This is a genomic window from Kitasatospora sp. MAA19 (assembly GCF_029894125.1).
Classification (GTDB): domain Bacteria; phylum Actinomycetota; class Actinomycetes; order Streptomycetales; family Streptomycetaceae; genus Kitasatospora.
In genome coordinates, this window is the sequence record NZ_JARXYZ010000001.1 from 1 (window position 1) to 15,404 (window position 15,404).

General features: G+C 74.4%; 10 protein-coding genes. All 10 read left to right on the forward strand.

All coding sequences use genetic code 11. The features are described 5' to 3' along the window. Positions 1-471 (forward strand): phosphopantetheine-binding protein (locus tag P3T27_RS00005; RefSeq protein WP_280673308.1); only part of this gene is annotated, 471 nt, incomplete at its 5' end. Beyond that, positions 468-7,751 (forward strand): non-ribosomal peptide synthetase, encoded by a 7,284-nt coding sequence (locus tag P3T27_RS00010; protein ID WP_280673310.1) that lies wholly within the window; start codon positions 468-470, stop codon positions 7,749-7,751. The genes P3T27_RS00005 and P3T27_RS00010, both read left to right, overlap by 4 nt. Positions 7,752-7,846: 95 nt before the next feature. Further along, a complete protein-coding gene (locus P3T27_RS00015) occupies positions 7,847-8,050 on the forward strand; it encodes an MbtH family protein (protein ID WP_280673312.1) in 204 nt (67 codons plus the stop codon). A gap of 288 nt (positions 8,051-8,338) precedes the next feature. After that, complete coding sequence (locus tag P3T27_RS00020) at positions 8,339-8,587, forward strand: acyl carrier protein (protein WP_280673314.1); 249 nt, start codon at positions 8,339-8,341, stop codon at positions 8,585-8,587. A gap of 61 nt (positions 8,588-8,648) precedes the next feature. Then, positions 8,649-9,917, forward strand: coding sequence for a beta-ketoacyl-[acyl-carrier-protein] synthase family protein (locus P3T27_RS00025; RefSeq protein ID WP_280673316.1), 1,269 nt, complete (start codon positions 8,649-8,651; stop codon positions 9,915-9,917). A gap of 2 nt (positions 9,918-9,919) precedes the next feature. Next, positions 9,920-11,041, forward strand: a complete 1,122-nt coding sequence (locus P3T27_RS00030; RefSeq protein ID WP_280673318.1) for a beta-ketoacyl synthase N-terminal-like domain-containing protein — start codon at positions 9,920-9,922, stop codon at positions 11,039-11,041. Beyond that, positions 11,038-11,766 carry a 3-oxoacyl-ACP reductase FabG gene (fabG, locus tag P3T27_RS00035; protein WP_280673320.1) on the forward strand — a complete coding sequence of 243 codons (729 nt, stop codon included), beginning with the start codon at positions 11,038-11,040 and terminating at the stop codon, positions 11,764-11,766. Before P3T27_RS00030 ends, fabG begins: the two co-directional genes overlap by 4 nt. 11 nt (positions 11,767-11,777) lie before the next feature. Continuing rightward, the gene (locus tag P3T27_RS00040) at positions 11,778-13,478 is read left to right on the forward strand and encodes an NAD(P)/FAD-dependent oxidoreductase (protein ID WP_280673322.1); all 1,701 of its coding nucleotides are present in this window, start codon (positions 11,778-11,780) and stop codon (positions 13,476-13,478) included. A 70-nt stretch (positions 13,479-13,548) separates the two neighbouring features. Further along, on the forward strand, positions 13,549-14,580 hold the full coding sequence (gene sbnB, locus P3T27_RS00045) for a 2,3-diaminopropionate biosynthesis protein SbnB (protein ID WP_280673324.1): 1,032 nt from the start codon (positions 13,549-13,551) through the stop codon (positions 14,578-14,580). Between the two features lie 209 nt (positions 14,581-14,789). Continuing rightward, complete coding sequence (locus P3T27_RS00050; protein WP_280673326.1) at positions 14,790-15,293, forward strand: MaoC family dehydratase; 504 nt, start codon at positions 14,790-14,792, stop codon at positions 15,291-15,293. The last annotated feature ends 111 nt before the right edge of the window (positions 15,294-15,404 follow it).

Sequence of the window (15,404 nt, forward strand, 5' to 3'; positions counted from 1 at the left end):
GAGCTCTCCCAACTGCTGCCCGGGTACATGATCCCCGCGTCCTGGACCGTCCTGCCCGCCATGCCGCTCACCCCCAACGGCAAGCTCGACCGCAACGCCCTGCCCAAGCCCGACCTGGGGGACCAGCAGGAGGCCCGCGCCCCGCGCACCGAGCGCGAGCAGGTGCTGACCGAGATCCTGGCTGAGGTGCTCGGCACCGGCCGGGTCGGCATCGACGAGGACTTCTTCGCCCTCGGCGGCGACAGCATCCGCTCCATCCAGGTGGTCAGCCGCGCCCGCAAGGCCGGCCTGACCCTCACCACCCGCGACATCTTCACCCACAAGACCGCCGCCGCCCTGGCCCAGGTCGCCGAGGAGCAGGTGGAGAGCCCCGCCGAGGCCGCCCCGGTGGAGCCCGAAAGCAGTCTGATCGCCCTGTCCGACGAGGAACTGGCCGATCTGGAATTCGAGTTGAATGAGGAACTTTCGTGACGACCGCCCCCAGAACCGGGTCGAAGATCAGCGAAGTACTTCCGCTCTCCCCCCTCCAGCAGGGGCTGCTGTTCCTGTCCTCGTACGACCAGGCCTCGCCCGACCTGTACACCCTCCAGTTCGTGGCGGAGATCGACGGGCCGGGCGCGGGCGACGGCGAGCAGCTCGCCGCCCGGCTGCGCCAGGCCTCGGCCGCGTTGCTGCGACGGCACCCCAACCTGCGGGCCTGCTTCCGCAACCGCAAGACCGGCGAGCCCGTCCAGGTCGTGCTCAAGGAGAGCGAGGTCGAGCCGGAGTGGCGGCTGCACGACCTCACCGACCTGCCCGAGGCGCAGCGGGAGGCCGCCGCGCAGCGGCTGATGCGCGAGGACCGGCTGCGCCGGTTCGACCTGGCGCGGCCGCCGCTGATGCGGTTCACCCTGATCCGGCTCGGCGAGGGGCACCACCGGTTCCTCTGGTCGGTGCACCACATCGTCATGGACGGCTGGTCGTTCCCGCTGGCCGTCCGCGAGTTGGTGCTGCTCGGCGACGAGGCGGGCGCCGCGGCGCTGCCCGCGCCCGCGCCGTACCGCTCGTTCCTGACCTGGCTGAACGGCCGGGACCGGGCCGCCGCGCGGGCGGCCTGGGCGGAGCTGCTGGACGGCCTGGACGGGCCGGTCCGGGCGCTGCCCGAGGCCGAGGCCGGCCGGACGCCCGAACTGCCGTCGTTCGTCCGGGGGTTCCTGTCGCCGGAGCGCACCGCGGCGCTGACCGGCTGGGCCCGCTCCCGGGGCCTGACCCTCAACACCGTGGTGCAGGGCTGCTGGGCGCTGCTGCTCGGCCGGCTCACCGGCCGCGAGGACGTGGTGTTCGGCTCGGTCACCTCCGGCCGCCCGGCCGAGGTGCCGGACGTCGAGTCGATGATCGGGCTGTTCGCCAACACCCTGCCGGTCCGCGCCGACCTGCGCCCCGACCAGCGGGCGAGCGAGCTGTTCGAGGCGCTGGCCCGCCAGCAGCTCGCGATGATGCCGCACGAGCACCTGCCGCTCGCCGAGGCGCAGGCCGCGTCCGGCGTCCAGGGCGAGCTGTTCGACACCGTCCTCGCCTTCCAGAGCTACCCGCTGGACGAGGCCGCGCTGTACCGCGAGTCCGGCGGCACCGTCAGCGCCGCCCAGGTGCTCTCGGCCACCCACTACCCGCTGAGCCTCACCGTCTTCCCCGGGGAGCGGCTGGACCTGCACCTCGCCTACAAGCCCTCGGCCTTCACCGAGGCCGCCACCGAGGCCGCCGAGCACGCTGACGCCGCCGAGGCCGCCGCGCAGCGCGTCCTGGACCGGCTGCGCCGCGTCCTGGAGCAGGTCGCGGACGACCCGCAGACCCCGCTCGCCCGGCTCGGCGCGCCCGAACCCGCCGAACTGGCCCGCATCCTCGACGAGTGGAGCGGCGCCTCGGCCGCCCCCGGCGAGCCCGCGCGGCGCGCCACCATCGCGGAGCTGTTCGCCGAGCAGGCCGCCCGCACCCCGGACGCCGTCGCGGTCACCGCGCCCGGCGCCGCCCTCAGCTACCGCGAGCTGGACGAGCGGGCCAACCGGCTCGCCCACCTGATCGCCGCCCACGGCGCCGGCCCGGAGAGCCTCGTGGCGGTCGCGCTGCCGCGCGGCGCCGAGCTGATCGTCGCCGTCCTCGCCGTCCTCAAGGCGGGCGCGGCCTACCTGCCGCTGGAGCCCGGCCACCCGGCCGACCGGATCGGCTACACCCTGCGCGACGCCGGTCCGGTGCTACTGCTGACCTCCGGCGGCGTGCTGCCCGAGCTGCCCGAGGCCCCGGACGTGCCGCGCCTCGACCTGGCCGCTCCCGGGACGGCCGCCGCGCTGGCCGCCTGCCCGGCCGCCGCGCCGGGCGCCGCGGCCTCCCCCGAGCACCCGGCCTACGTCATCTACACCTCCGGCTCCACCGGCCGCCCCAAGGGCGTCGTGGTGCCGCACCAGAACGTGGTGCGGCTGCTGGAGGCCACCGACGGCTGGTTCGGCTTCGGGCCCGGCGACGTGTGGACGCTGTTCCACTCCATCGCCTTCGACTTCACCGTCTGGGAACTGTGGGGCGCGCTGCTGCGCGGCGGCCGGCTGGTCGTGGTGCCGTACGACGTGTCGCGCTCCCCCGACGCCTTCCTGGACCTGCTCGCCGAGGAGCGGGTGACCGTCCTCAACCAGACGCCGTCCGCCTTCTACCAACTGATGCGCGCCGACGCCGAGCGGCCGCGCCACCTGGCCCTGCGGACCGTGGTGTTCGGCGGCGAGGCGCTGGACATCGGCAAGCTCACCGACTGGTACGCCCGGCACGCCGACGACGCGCCGCGACTGGTCAACATGTACGGCATCACCGAGACCACGGTGCACGTCTCCTACCAGGAGCTGGACGCCCCGACGGCCGCCGCCGGCGGCGGCAGCGTGATCGGGCGCGGCATCCCGGACCTGCGGGTCTACCTGCTCGACGGCGCCCTGCAGCCCGTCCCGGCCGGCGTGCCCGGCGAGCTGTACATCACCGGCCCCGGCCTGGCCCGCGGTTACCTCGGCCGCCCCGACCTGACCTCGGCCCGCTTCGTGGCCTGCCCGTTCGAGCCCGGCGGCACCCGGATGTACCGCACCGGCGACCTCGGCCGGTGGCGGGCCGACGGCACCCTGGAGTACCTGGGCCGTGCCGACGAGCAGGTTCAACTGCGCGGCTTCCGCATCGAGTTGGGCGAGATCGCGACCGTGCTCGACCGGCACCCCGAGGTCGCCGAGGCGGCCGTGATCGCCCGCGAGGACCGGCCCGGCGACCAGCGCCTGGTCGCCTACGTGGTGCCGCGCGGCGACGCTGACAGCGAACTCCAGTCGCGCCTGCGGGAGTTCGCCGCCGAGCGGCTGCCCGAGTACATGGTCCCGGCGGCCGTGGTCCCGCTCGCCGCGCTGCCGCTGACCGCCAACGGCAAGCTCGACCGCCGCGCCCTGCCCGCCCCCGCGTACGCCACCTCCGCCCGCGCCCCCCGCACCCGCGAGGAGGAGCAGCTCTGCGGTGTCTTCGCCGAGGTGCTCGGACTCGACCGGGTCGGCGTCGACGACGACTTCTTCACCCTCGGCGGCCACTCGCTGCTCGCCACCCGGATCGTCAACCGGGTGCGCGCCGAACTCGGCGCCGAACTCCAGGTCCGGGACCTCTTCGAGGCCCCCTCTCCCGCCCGCCTCGCCGAGCGGCTGGCCGCCGCCGCGACCGGCCGCGCCCCGCTGGTCGCCGGCCCGCGCCCGGCCGTGCTGCCGCTGTCGTACGCGCAGCAGCGGCTCTGGTTCGTCGAGCACCTGGGCGCGCCCGGCGGGCTGTACGCCATCCCGCTGGCGATCCGCCTCTCCGGGCGCCTCGACGTCGCCGCCCTGGAGGGCGCCCTGCAGGACGTGGTGGCCCGCCACGAGGCGCTGCGCACCGTCTTCCCGCAGCTCGCCCCCGGGGCCGCCGAGGACGCCACCGGACCGGCCGAGCAGCGGGTGCTCACCCCGGCCGAGGCCGCCGTCCCGCTCCCGGTCAGCGAGACCACCGAGGCGGGCCTGTCCGCCGCCCTCGCCGCCGAGGCCGCCCACGGCTTCGACCTGGAGCACCGGATCCCGCTCCGCGCCCGCCTGTTCCGGCTCGGCCCGGACGAGCACGTGCTGACGATCGTCCTGCACCACATCGCCGGCGACGGCTGGTCGCTCGCCCCGCTCGCCCGCGACCTCACCGCGTCCTACCGGGCCCGGCGGGCCGGCCGCCCGGCCGAGCTGCCGCCGCTGCCCGTCCAGTACGCCGACTACGCCCTGTGGCAGCGCGGACTGCTCGGCGCGGAGAGCGACCCGGAGAGCGAGCTCTCCCGCCAACTCGGCTACTGGAGCGAGACCCTGAAGGGCCTGCCGGAGGAGCTGGCGCTGCCCTTCGACCACCCGCGCGGCACCCGGGCCGACCACCGCGGCGACGTCGTGCGCAGCACCGTGCCGCAGCCGCTCACCGAGCAGCTGCACCGGCTCGCCGCCGCCTGGGGCGTCAGCGTCTTCATGCTGCTGCGGGCCGGGCTCGCCGCCCTGCTCACCCGGCTCGGCGCGGGCACCGACATCCCGCTCGGCAGCCCGATCGCGGGCCGCACCGACGAACGGCTCGACGAGCTGGTCGGCATGTTCGTCAACACCCTGGTGCTGCGCACCGACACCTCCGGCGACCCGGGCCTGCGCGAACTCGCCAAGCGGGTCCGGGCCTACGACCTGGCCGCCCACCAGCACCAGGACGTGCCCTTCGAGAAGCTCGTCGAGGTGCTCAACCCCGAGCGCTCGATGGCCCGGCACCCGCTGTTCCAGGTGATGCTCGGCTTCCAGCAGGCCGGCCCGGCCCCGGCGCCCGAGGACGACCCGGAGCTCGCCGTGACCGAGCAGCCGGTGCCGGTCCGGACCGCCAAGTGGGACCTGTTCTTCCAGCTCACCGAGCAGGCCGGCGGCGGGCTCGCACTCGCCGTCGAGTACCGCACCGACCTGTTCGAGCCCGCCACCGCCCGCCGGATCACCGACGCCTACCTGCGGCTGCTCGCCGCCGCCCTGGCCGAGCCCGCCCGGCCGCTGTCCCGGCTGGACCTGCTCGGCCCCGAGGAGGAGGCCGAACTGCTCGCCCTGGGCACCCACCGGGCCGGCACCCCGCGCGGCACCCTCACCGCCCTGGTGGACCGCCGGATCGCGGCCACCCCGGACGCGGTCGCGCTGGTCCACACCGAGCCCGGTCACCCCGAGCGCCTGCTGCACACCAGCTACGCCGAACTGGACGCCGAGGCCAACCGCCTGGCCCACCTGCTGGCCGACCGCGGCGCCCACCGGGGCGACCTGGTGGCGCTGCGGCTGGAGCGCGGCCCGGCCGTGGTGAGCGCCCTGCTGGCGATCGCCCGCACCGGCGCGGCCTACCTGCCGATCGACCCGTCCTACCCCGACGAGCGGGTCCGCGACATGCTGGCCGACAGCGGCGCCCGACTGCTGCTGACCGAACGGTCGCTGGCGGAGCGGGAGCTCCCGGCCGGGGTCGTGCCGCTGGTCCTGGACGCCCCGGAGACCGCGGCCGAGCTGGCCGCCCGGCCCGCCACCGCCCCGGTGCCCGCCGCCCCGGTCGACCCCGACGACCTGCTGTACGTCATCTACACCTCCGGCTCCACCGGCAAGCCCAAGGGCGTCGCGGTCTCGCACCGCGCCGCCGTCCGCCTGGTCCTGGGCCTGCCGGAGCTGGCGCCGAGCGCGGCGGACACCTTCCTCTACTTCGCGCCGGTCGCCTTCGACGCCTCCACCTTCGAGATCTGGGGCCCGCTCGCCCACGGCGCCCGGCTGGCGATCCACCCGCCCGGCCCGGCCGACCCGCAGGCCCTGGAGTCCTTCCTGGCCCGGGCCCGGGTCAGCGTCGCCTTCCTCACCACCCAGTTCGTCAACACCCTCGCCGACACCCGCCCGCGCGCCCTGGCCCCACTGCGGGCGCTGCTCACCGGCGGCGAGGCGCACTCCCGCGACCACCTGGACCGGCTGCGGGCCGCGCTGCCGGACACCACCGTGTTCAACGTGTACGGCCCCACCGAGACCACCACCTTCGCCACCGGCCAGGACCTCGGCCGCGCCGACGGCACCGTCCCGATCGGCCGGCCGATCGGCGACACCCGCGCGTACGTCCTGGACGAGGCGCTGCGGCCGGTGCCGCGCGGCGTGGTCGGCGAGCTGTACCTGGCCGGCGAGGGTCTGGCCCGCGGCTACCTCGGCCAACCCGCGCTGACCGCCGCCCGCTTCACCGCCTGCCCGTACGGCCCGCCCGGGGAGCGCATGTACCGCACCGGCGACCTGGTCCGCTGGGACCGCGCCGGCCGGATCGAGTACGTCGCGCGCGCCGACCAGCAGGTCAAGATCCGCGGCTACCGGATCGAACTCGGCGAGATCGAACGGCTGCTGGCCGAGCACCCGGCCGTCGCCCGGGCCGCCGTGCTGGCCCCCGCCGACGCCACCGGCCAGCGCCGCCTGGTCGCCTACCTGGTGCCCGCCGACGGCCGGCCGGCCCCCGAACCGGCCGGGCTGCAACGCCACCTGGCCCGCTCGCTGCCCGGCTACATGGTGCCGGAGAGCTACACCGCGCTGCCCGCGCTGCCGCTGAACGCCAACGGCAAGCTGGACGTCAAGGCCCTGCCCGCCCCCGCGTCCACCGGCCGGGATCGCGCCCCGCAGGCGCCCCGCACCGAGCCGGAGCGGCTGCTCTGCGCCGCCGTCGAGGAGGTGCTGGGCGTCGGCCCGGTCGGCCCCGAGGACTCCTTCTTCGCCCTCGGCGGGGACAGTCTGAAGGCGATCCGACTGGTCAACGCGGCCGGCCGGGCCGGGCTGCCGATCAGCCTCGGCGCGGTCTTCGAGCACCGCACCCTGGCGGCACTGGCCGCCGGCGCCGCCGATCCGGTCGAAGGGAGCGGGGCGGTCGACCTGCTCGGGCCCGTCCTGCCGATCCGGCCCACCGGCGAGCGGCCCCCGCTGTTCTGCGTGCACGGCGGCCTCGGCTTCGCGATCCCGTTCGCGGCGCTCGCCGAGCACCTGGCCCCGGAGCAGCCGGTCTACGGCCTGCAGGCCCGCGGCCTGTCCGGGGACGGCCCGCTGCCGACCGACCTGGGGGACGTCGCCGAGGAGTACCTGGCCCGGGTCCGGTCCGTGCAGCCGCACGGCCCGTACCACCTGCTCGGCTGGTCCTACGGCGGGGTCGTCGCGCACGAGATGGCCGTCCGGCTGCGCGCCGCCGGCGAGCAGGTGGCGTTCCTGGCCAACCTGGACGCCTACCCCGACGACGCGCAGGGCGCCCGGCCGAGCGACGCGGAGTTCCTCGCCGACTTCCTGGCCGAGGCCGGGGTCGACGCGACGGGGCTGGAGCGGCTCACCCCGCAGGACGTCGCCGCGCACCTGGCCGGCACCGAAGGCCCCCTCGCCGCGCTCGAACCGGGTACGCTGGAACGGCTGCTGGGCGTCATGCGGAACAACCTGGAGCTGTTCCAGCGGTTCACCCCGGGCCGCTTCGACGGCTGCCCGATGACGCTCTTCGTGGCCGCCGGCGGCGACGGGCGCCCCAGCCCGGAGGAACGCGCCCTCAAGGTCAAGAGCTGGGAGCCGTACGTCGGTTCCGCCGTCCTCGCGCACGACGTGGACAGCGGGCACCAGCAGATGCTGCGGCCCGTACCGGCGGCGGCGATCGGCGCGGCGGTCGAGCGCGCCCTGGCCGCCCTGGCCGCCCACGACGGCGCTCCGACCACCTGACGCCGGTCCACCTGACGAGCGACCACCCGACGACCGACCACCCGACGACCGATCGACCCGGCCCATACCGAGATCCCGAGACCTGGAGAACAGTCATGGCGAACCCCTTTGACCGCGAAGACGGCACCTTCCTCGTCCTCGTCAACGAGGAGGGGCAGCACTCCCTGTGGCCGTCCTTCGCCGCCGTGCCGGAGGGCTGGACGGTGGCCCTGGAGGCCACCGACCGGGCCGCCGCCGTGGCCCACATCGAGAGCAACTGGACGGACATGCGCCCGCTCAGCCTGCAGCAGCAGGGCTGACCGGCCGGGCCCGCGCGCCCGACCTTCGGAGCACCGCCCCCGGGCGGCTCCGGCACCGCCGCCCGCCGCACCCCCGGGGTCTTCGACCACCGGTGCGGCGGGCGGCCGTCTTGTCTCCGACGCCGCTGGTCGTTTTGTCCCCGACACACCCTCCCACCAGGCGCGCCACGGCCCGCCAGGACCCGTCAGTGAGCGGTCAGTTGGACGTCATCGACCCGTCATCGGGCCTGACTAATTTTCTGCGCAGACGCCCATTTCAGGGCACCCGCACAAACGGAGGAACCGAGCATGACGACGGTAGCGCCGGAGCGCCTCACCCGTATCCGCGAAATCATCGCCGAGAACATCGACGTGCACACCGAGTTCGCCGACACCGCGCTGTTCGTCGACGAGCTGGGCGCCGACTCGCTGAAGCTCATCGACGTGCTGAGCGCCCTGGAGATGGAGTACTCCATCGTCATCGACATGAACGAGCTGCCGAAGATGGTGAACGTGGAGACCACGTACCAGGTGACCGCGACGGCCGCCGGCTGGTGACCAGGGCGGGTTCCGCGCCCGGAGCCCCCGCCCGCAGGCATCCCACTGCTTAAGGAGTCCCATGTCCACCGCACAGTCACCAGCGGCACCCCGCGCCGGCGTGCCGGCCGACCGCCGCAGGGTCGTCCTCACCGGCCTCGGGGCGATCTCCAGCATCGGCACGGGTGTCGAGGAGTACACCGCGGGGCTGCGGACCGGCCGCTCCGGTGCGCGGCCGATCACCCGCTTCGACACCGAGGGGTTCGGCCAGAACATCGCCTGCGAGGTCCCCGACTTCGAGCCGGAGCGCTGGATCCGCAACGTCCCCCTCGACGACATGGGCCGCGCCGGGCAGTTCGCCGTCGCCGCCGCCCGGATGGCCGTGGAGGACGCCGGGCTCACCGAGGCCGACCTCGGTGAGCGCCAGGCGGTCATCAGCGTCGGCACCACCGACGGCGAGGGGCACGACATCGGCGTGCTGGTCGAGCAGGAGATCGCGGCCGGGGATCCGGCGGCGATGGACCCGGTGCTGTCCCGCCGGATCAACGCCGGCCGGCTGACCACCGTCATCGCCCGCGAACTGCGCATGCCGAACGTGGAGCCGACCACCATCACCACGGCCTGCGCGGCGGGCAACTACTCGATCGGCTACGGCCTGGACGCGATCCGCTCCGGCGAGGTCGACATCGCGCTGTGCGGCGGCGCCGACGCCGTCTGCCGCAAGGCCTTCGCGCTGTTCAAGCGCTTCGGCGCGCTCACCCCGGACGTGGTCCGCCCGTTCGACAAGAACCGCCAGGGCATCCTGACCGGCGAGGGCGCGGGCATCCTCGTGCTGGAGAGCCTGGAGTCCGCCCTCGCCCGCGGCGCGCACATCTACGCCGAGGTGCTCGGGTACGGCCTCAGCTGCGACGCCGCCCACCCGACCGCGCCGAACCGCGACGGCATCGCCCGCGGCATCCGGCTCGCGCTGGACGACGCCGGGGTCGAGCGGGACGAGATCGACTTCATCTCCGCGCACGGCACCGGCACCAAGGCCAACGACAAGACCGAGTCGGCCGCCATCCTCGACGTGTACGGCGACACGCCGCCGCGCACCGTCGCGGTGAAGTCGATGCTCGGCCACTCGATGGGCGCGGCCAGCGCGCTCGGCGCGATCGCCTGCAGCCTCGCCATCGAGCACCAGTTCATCCCGCCGACCATCAACCACGTGGAGACCGACCCGGACTGCCCGCTGGACGTCGTGCCCAACCAGGCCGTCGACGCGGAGGTCCGGATCGTGGAGAACAACTCCAGCGCCTTCGCCGGCAACAACGCCATTCTGATTCTGGGCACGTACGGAGAGCGAGTCTGACGATGACCACCGCAGCCACCCCGGCGGCCCTGCCGCCGGAGACACTCGTCATCACCGGTTGGTCGGCCGTGTCGCCGTACGGCCTGACCCGCCAGGACTTCGCGTCCGGCGTGCGCGCCGGCGCCAAGACCGCCGTCCAGGCGGACCCCGCGCTCGGCACGCTGCCGTCGCCCGACGTCTGCCTGGTGCCCGGCTTCGACATCAAGGGCCTGCTCGGCCCCAGCGGCACCGCCAAGATGGACCGGCTCACCGCGCTGGCTCTGGTCGCCTCCGACGGCCTGCTCAAGGACGCCGACGGCAACCGGGTGGTGGAGACCGACGACCGCACCGGTGTGGTCCTCGGCATCTCGATGGGCAGCCTGGAGAACGTCACCAACTTCCTCAAGCAGTCCTACACCAACGCGCTGCCCTTCCACGTCGACGCCGGCCGCATCCCCTTCGGCAGCCTCAACCACGCCGCCGGCGCCACCGCCATCCGGCACGACCTCAAGGGCCCCAACACCACCGTCGCCGGCGGTCGGGTCAGCGGCCTGCTCGCCCTCAACTACGCGCGGCGCCTGATGAGCCAGGGCCGGGCGACCAAGTACCTGGTCGGCTCGGCCGAGGAGTTCTCCGCCGCGCACGCCTGGATCGAGCACACCGCCGTCGCGGCCGGCGACTCCACTCCGCTGCTCGGCGAGGGCTGCGGCCTGTTCGTGGTCGAGCACGCCGGCACCGCCCAGCGCCCGGCGCTCGCCGCGGTGCTCGCGGTCGAGACCCGCGTCGACATCGACGACGACCCGAAGGCCGCCGTCACCGCCTGCGTCCGGCGCGCCCTGGACCGCGCCGGCGTCACCGCCGACGAGGTGTGGGCCGCCGTCCCGTGCGCCGCACCCACCGCGGCCGGCCGGGCCGAGTACGAGGCGCTGGCCGCGCTGCTGCCGGCCGGGGCACTGGGCCGGGTCCCGTCCATGGAACTGCTCGGCGACACCAGCGCGGCCTCCGCGTCCTTCCAGATCCAGGCGGTGCTCGGCGTGGCCGAGGCCGACCCGGCGTCCCGGGGCCGGATCGCCCTGGTGTCCGCCGTCGACCGCGACGGCGCCGTGGGCTGCGCCGTCCTGAGACTGATCGGGGAGCACGCGTGATCGCACTGGTCAGCGGCGGGTCCAGGGGCATCGGCAAGGCCATCGTGCTGCGCCTGGCCCAGGAGGGCTACGACGTCGCCTTCTGCTACCGCTCGAACGCCGAGGCGGCCGAGGAACTCGTCAAGGAGGCCGGTGAGTTCGGCACCCGGATCACCGCCGCCCAGTGCGACGTGGCCGACGCCGAGCAGGTCCGCGACTGGTACAACCGCACCGAGCGCGAGTTCGGCCCGGTGGATGCCGCCGTCACGTCGGCCGGCATCACCCGGGACCGCCCGGTGATCCTGATGCCGGAGGACGACTGGAACCAGGTCCTGCGGACCAACCTGGACGGCGTCTACCACGTGTGCCGCGCCGCCGCCTTCGCGATGAGCAAGCGCCGCACCGGAGCGATCGTCAACCTGTCCTCGGTGTCCGGCATCTACGGCAACCTCGGCCAGGCCAACTACGCCGCGTCCAAGGCCGGCATCATCGGCTTCACCAAGTCCCTCGCCAAGGAGTGCGGCCCGCGCGGCGTGCGCGCCAACGTGGTCGCGCCGGGCCTGATCGCCACCGACATGGTCGGCGACATGTCCGACGCCGCGGTGGAGCGGATGCTGAAGAACGTCGCGCTGGGCCGGGCCGGCAAGCCCGAGGAGGTCGCCGACCTGGTCGCCTTCCTGCTGTCCGAGCGGGCCGCCTACATCAGCGGGTCGGTCTTCGAGATCCACGGCGGCGGCACGTTCTGATGGGAGCACGCATGCAGGGGGCCCAGGGACTTCGCGACCACTACGACGCGATCGTCGTCGGCAGCGGCCTCGGCGGCCTGACCACCGCCGGGTACCTGGCGGCGGACGGGCGCAGTGTCCTGGTCCTCGAACAGCACGACATCGCCGGCGGCAACGCGCACGTGTTCCGCCGCCGGCGCAAGTACGAGTTCGACGTCGGCACGCACTACATCGGCGACTGCGGGCCCGACGGGCACTTCCCGGCGGTACTGGCCGGCCTCGGCGTCCTGGACCGGGTGACGTTCCTGCCGATGGACAACGAGCAGGGCTTCGACCGGATCATCACGCCCACCACGACGGTCGACGTGCCGGCCGGCTGGGACGCCTACCGCGACCGGCTCCGGCAGGCCCTCCCCGCGGAGGCCGACCGGATCGACACCTTCATCGACCTCTCCGAGGCCGTGGCCGCCGCCACCCGGGCCGGCCTGACCGGTGAGTCGATGGTGGAGCTGTTCCGCCGCAACCCGCAGACGATGCGCTGGTCCCGCCGGTCGCTCGCGGCCGCCCTGGACCACTGCGGCCTGTCCGCCAAGGGGCGCACGCTCGTCGCGGCGCAGGCCGGCAACTACGGCACCATGCCCGACGGGATCACCCTCTCCCACCACGCGTCGATGATGGACCACTACCTGCGCGGCGCGTACTACCCCGAGGGCGGCGGCCAGGCGCTGGTCGCCGCGTTCGTCGAGGCGCTGGAGTCGTACGGCGGCGAGCTGCGCACCCGGTGCGAGGTGCGCCGCATCCTGATCGAGGACGGCCGCGCCACCGGCGTCGAACTCTCCGACGGGCAGCGCGTCTCGGCCCCGCTGGTGATCTCCAACGCGGACTACCGCCGCACCGTCCTCGACCTGTGCGGCGGCGAGGAGGCGTTCCCCGCCGAGCTGGTGGCCCGCACCCGCGAGGCGACCATGCGCGCCTCCGGCGTCTCGGTGTACGTCGCGCTCGACACCGAGCTGCCCGGCGTGCCCAACGCCAACATCTGGTGGCACGACAGCGACGACATGGAGGCCGCGCACGCGGCCATGACGGAGCGCTACGCGCGGGACGGCTCGCTGGACTCGCTGCCGGCGCTCACCTTCTCCTTCGCCTCGGCCAAGGACCCGAACGCGGCCGCCGTGTGCCCGCCCGGCCACAGCAACTTCCAGATCATGACGACCAGCCTGCCCGGCTACGAGTTCTGGGGCGTCCAGGGCGGCCCGGTGGACGGCGAACCCTACCGCCGCAACTCCGCCTACCTCGCGCGCAAGCAGCAGGTGACCGAGCTGATGGTGGCCACCGCGGAGAAGGTCATCGGCCCGTTCCGCGAGCGGATCACGCACCTGGAGACGGCCACCCCGCTCACCCACGAGCGCTACATCCGGGGCAGCGGCGGCACCCCGTACGGCATGGCCCACTGGGGCGGCCTCAACCAGCGGCCGGACGTGCGCACCGACGTCGAGGGCCTGTACGTGGTCGGTCAGAGCGTGCGCTACGGCAGCGGGCTGGCCGCCGTCGCGAACAGCGGCATCGCCGCCGCCTCGGACATCCTGGGCCGCGCCCTGTTCCCCGAGGTGCTCGCCGGCGCGGTGCTCGGCGACCCCGCCCGACTGCCCGACCGGGGGCCGCACTGGGACCCGCTGGTGGTCTCGCGCGGGCAGGCCCGCCGGCGTGCCAAGGGCCTGGCCCGGATCGGCTGAGCGCCGCCCGGCCCCGCCGCCCCTCCGACTTCCCACCCTCTCCACCCCTCCGAGCAGGAGCACTGTTCCCATGAATCAGGTCCCTCCCTTCGCCGTGGTCTCCGGCGCCCAGGTGCACGAGGCCCTCAACGGGCACGAGGACGAGGTCGTCGCCACGGTCGAGGCCGCGTACCGGCTGCACGGCGAGGGGCAGACGGTCAACCCCGACTCGTACTTCCTGCGCTTCCCCGACCGCCCGTCCTCCCGGATCATCGCGCTGCCGGCCTCGGTCAAGGGCGAGGTCGGCGTGCACGGCATCAAGTGGATCTCCAGCTTCCCGGAGAACGTGGCGGCCGGCCTCCCGCGCGCCTCGGCCGTCCTGATCCTCAACGACGCCGAGACCGGCTACCCGTTCGCCTGCCTGGAGAGCTCGATCATCAGCGCGGCGCGCACCGCCGCCTCCGCGGCCCTCGCGGCCGCCCGGCTCGCCGACGCCCGCGGCGAGCGCCCGACCCGGGTCGGTTTCTTCGGCGTCGGCCTGATCGCCCGCTACGTGCACACCTACCTCGCCGCCAACGGCTTCGACTTCACCGCGGTCGGCGTCCACGACCTGTCCGCCGAGCACGCCGAGGGCTTCTCCGAGTACCTGCGCCGGGCCGAGGGCGAGGGCGTCGAGATCAGCGTCCACGACAAGGCCGAGGACCTGATCCGCGCCAGCGACCTGGTGGTCTTCGCCACCGTCGCCGGCGAGCCGCACGTGACGGACCCGCAGTGGTTCTCGCACAACCCGCTGGTGCTGCACGTCTCGCTGCGCGACCTCTCCCCCGAGATCGTCCTCGACTCGTGGAACGTCGTCGACGACATCGAGCACTGCATGAAGGCGGGCACCTCGCCGCACCTGGCCGAACAGCTCGTCGGCCACCGCGAGTTCGTCGCCGGCACGCTCTACGACGTGCTCACCGGCGCGATCACCCCGCCGTCCGACAAGCCGGTGATCTTCTCCCCGTTCGGCCTCGGCGTGCTCGACATGGCCGTCGCCAAGCACGTCTACGACAGCGTCCGGGCGGCCGGGCAGCTGCACACCGTCCCGGACTTCTTCCACGAGCTCAAGCGCTACGGCTGAGCCCACCCGGCCCCGAGGCCCCACCCCGCCCCGCCCCCGAGGCCCGCCCGCGCCCCACGCGCCGGCGGGCCTCGGGCGTTCCCGCCGGGGGTTCCCACCAGGGGTTCGCGCCCCGGCGCTGACGGCCAACTGACGGCGCGCTGACCGAACGGCCCCGCGGCCTCCCGGCGCCTTGTCCGCGCCCTGGACGGCCGCCGAGAATCACCCGCATGAGATCCTTTGCCAGCCTGGCCGAATTCACCGAGGCCACCGGGGAGCACCTCGGCTACAGCGAGTGGCTCGAAGTGACCCAGGACAGCGTCGACCAGTTCGCCGGCGCGACCGGCGACCTCCAGTGGATCCACGTGGACCCCGAGCGCGCCGCCACCGGGCCGTTCGGCGGGACCATCGTCCACGGCTACATGACGCTCGGCCTGCTGCCCGCGATGATGCGCGCGATCTTCGAGATCCACCACGTCAAGCTGGGCGTCAACTTCGGCCTGGACAAGGTCCGGTTCCCCCGCCCCATCCCGGTCGGCGCCCGGGTCCGCGGTGGCGCCAAGGTCACCAGCGTCCGTGAGACGCCGATGGGCCACCTGGCCGCGGTCCGGATGACGGTGGAGGTCGAGGGCCAGCAGCACGCGGCCTGCGTGGCGGACACCCTGTCCCTCTTCGTCGCCGCCCCGGACGGTGCCGGGGAGGCCGGCCCGGAGGCCGGCGGGAACGGCTTCTGAGCCGACCCGACGGCAGTGCGGCGAGGTGGGCGGCGGCGCGGGCGAGGGCCGTTCGGCGAGGTAGCAGAACCTCCCCTCCCGGCCGTTCAAGAGGGGGGTTATTACTACCGA

Bases quoted from the DNA above. Each gene is read 5' to 3' on its own strand.
- P3T27_RS00015 (WP_280673312.1), top strand. From the start codon at position 7,847: ATGGCGAACCCCTTTGACCGCGAAGACGGCACCTTCCTCGTCCTCGTC.
- P3T27_RS00040 (WP_280673322.1), top strand. From the start codon at position 11,778: ATGCAGGGGGCCCAGGGACTTCGCGACCACTACGACGCGATCGTCGTC.
- P3T27_RS00030 (WP_280673318.1), top strand. From the start codon at position 9,920: ATGACCACCGCAGCCACCCCGGCGGCCCTGCCGCCGGAGACACTCGTC.
- P3T27_RS00025 (WP_280673316.1), top strand. From the start codon at position 8,649: ATGTCCACCGCACAGTCACCAGCGGCACCCCGCGCCGGCGTGCCGGCC.
- sbnB (WP_280673324.1), top strand. From the start codon at position 13,549: ATGAATCAGGTCCCTCCCTTCGCCGTGGTCTCCGGCGCCCAGGTGCAC.
- P3T27_RS00020 (WP_280673314.1), top strand. From the start codon at position 8,339: ATGACGACGGTAGCGCCGGAGCGCCTCACCCGTATCCGCGAAATCATC.
- P3T27_RS00050 (WP_280673326.1), top strand. From the start codon at position 14,790: ATGAGATCCTTTGCCAGCCTGGCCGAATTCACCGAGGCCACCGGGGAG.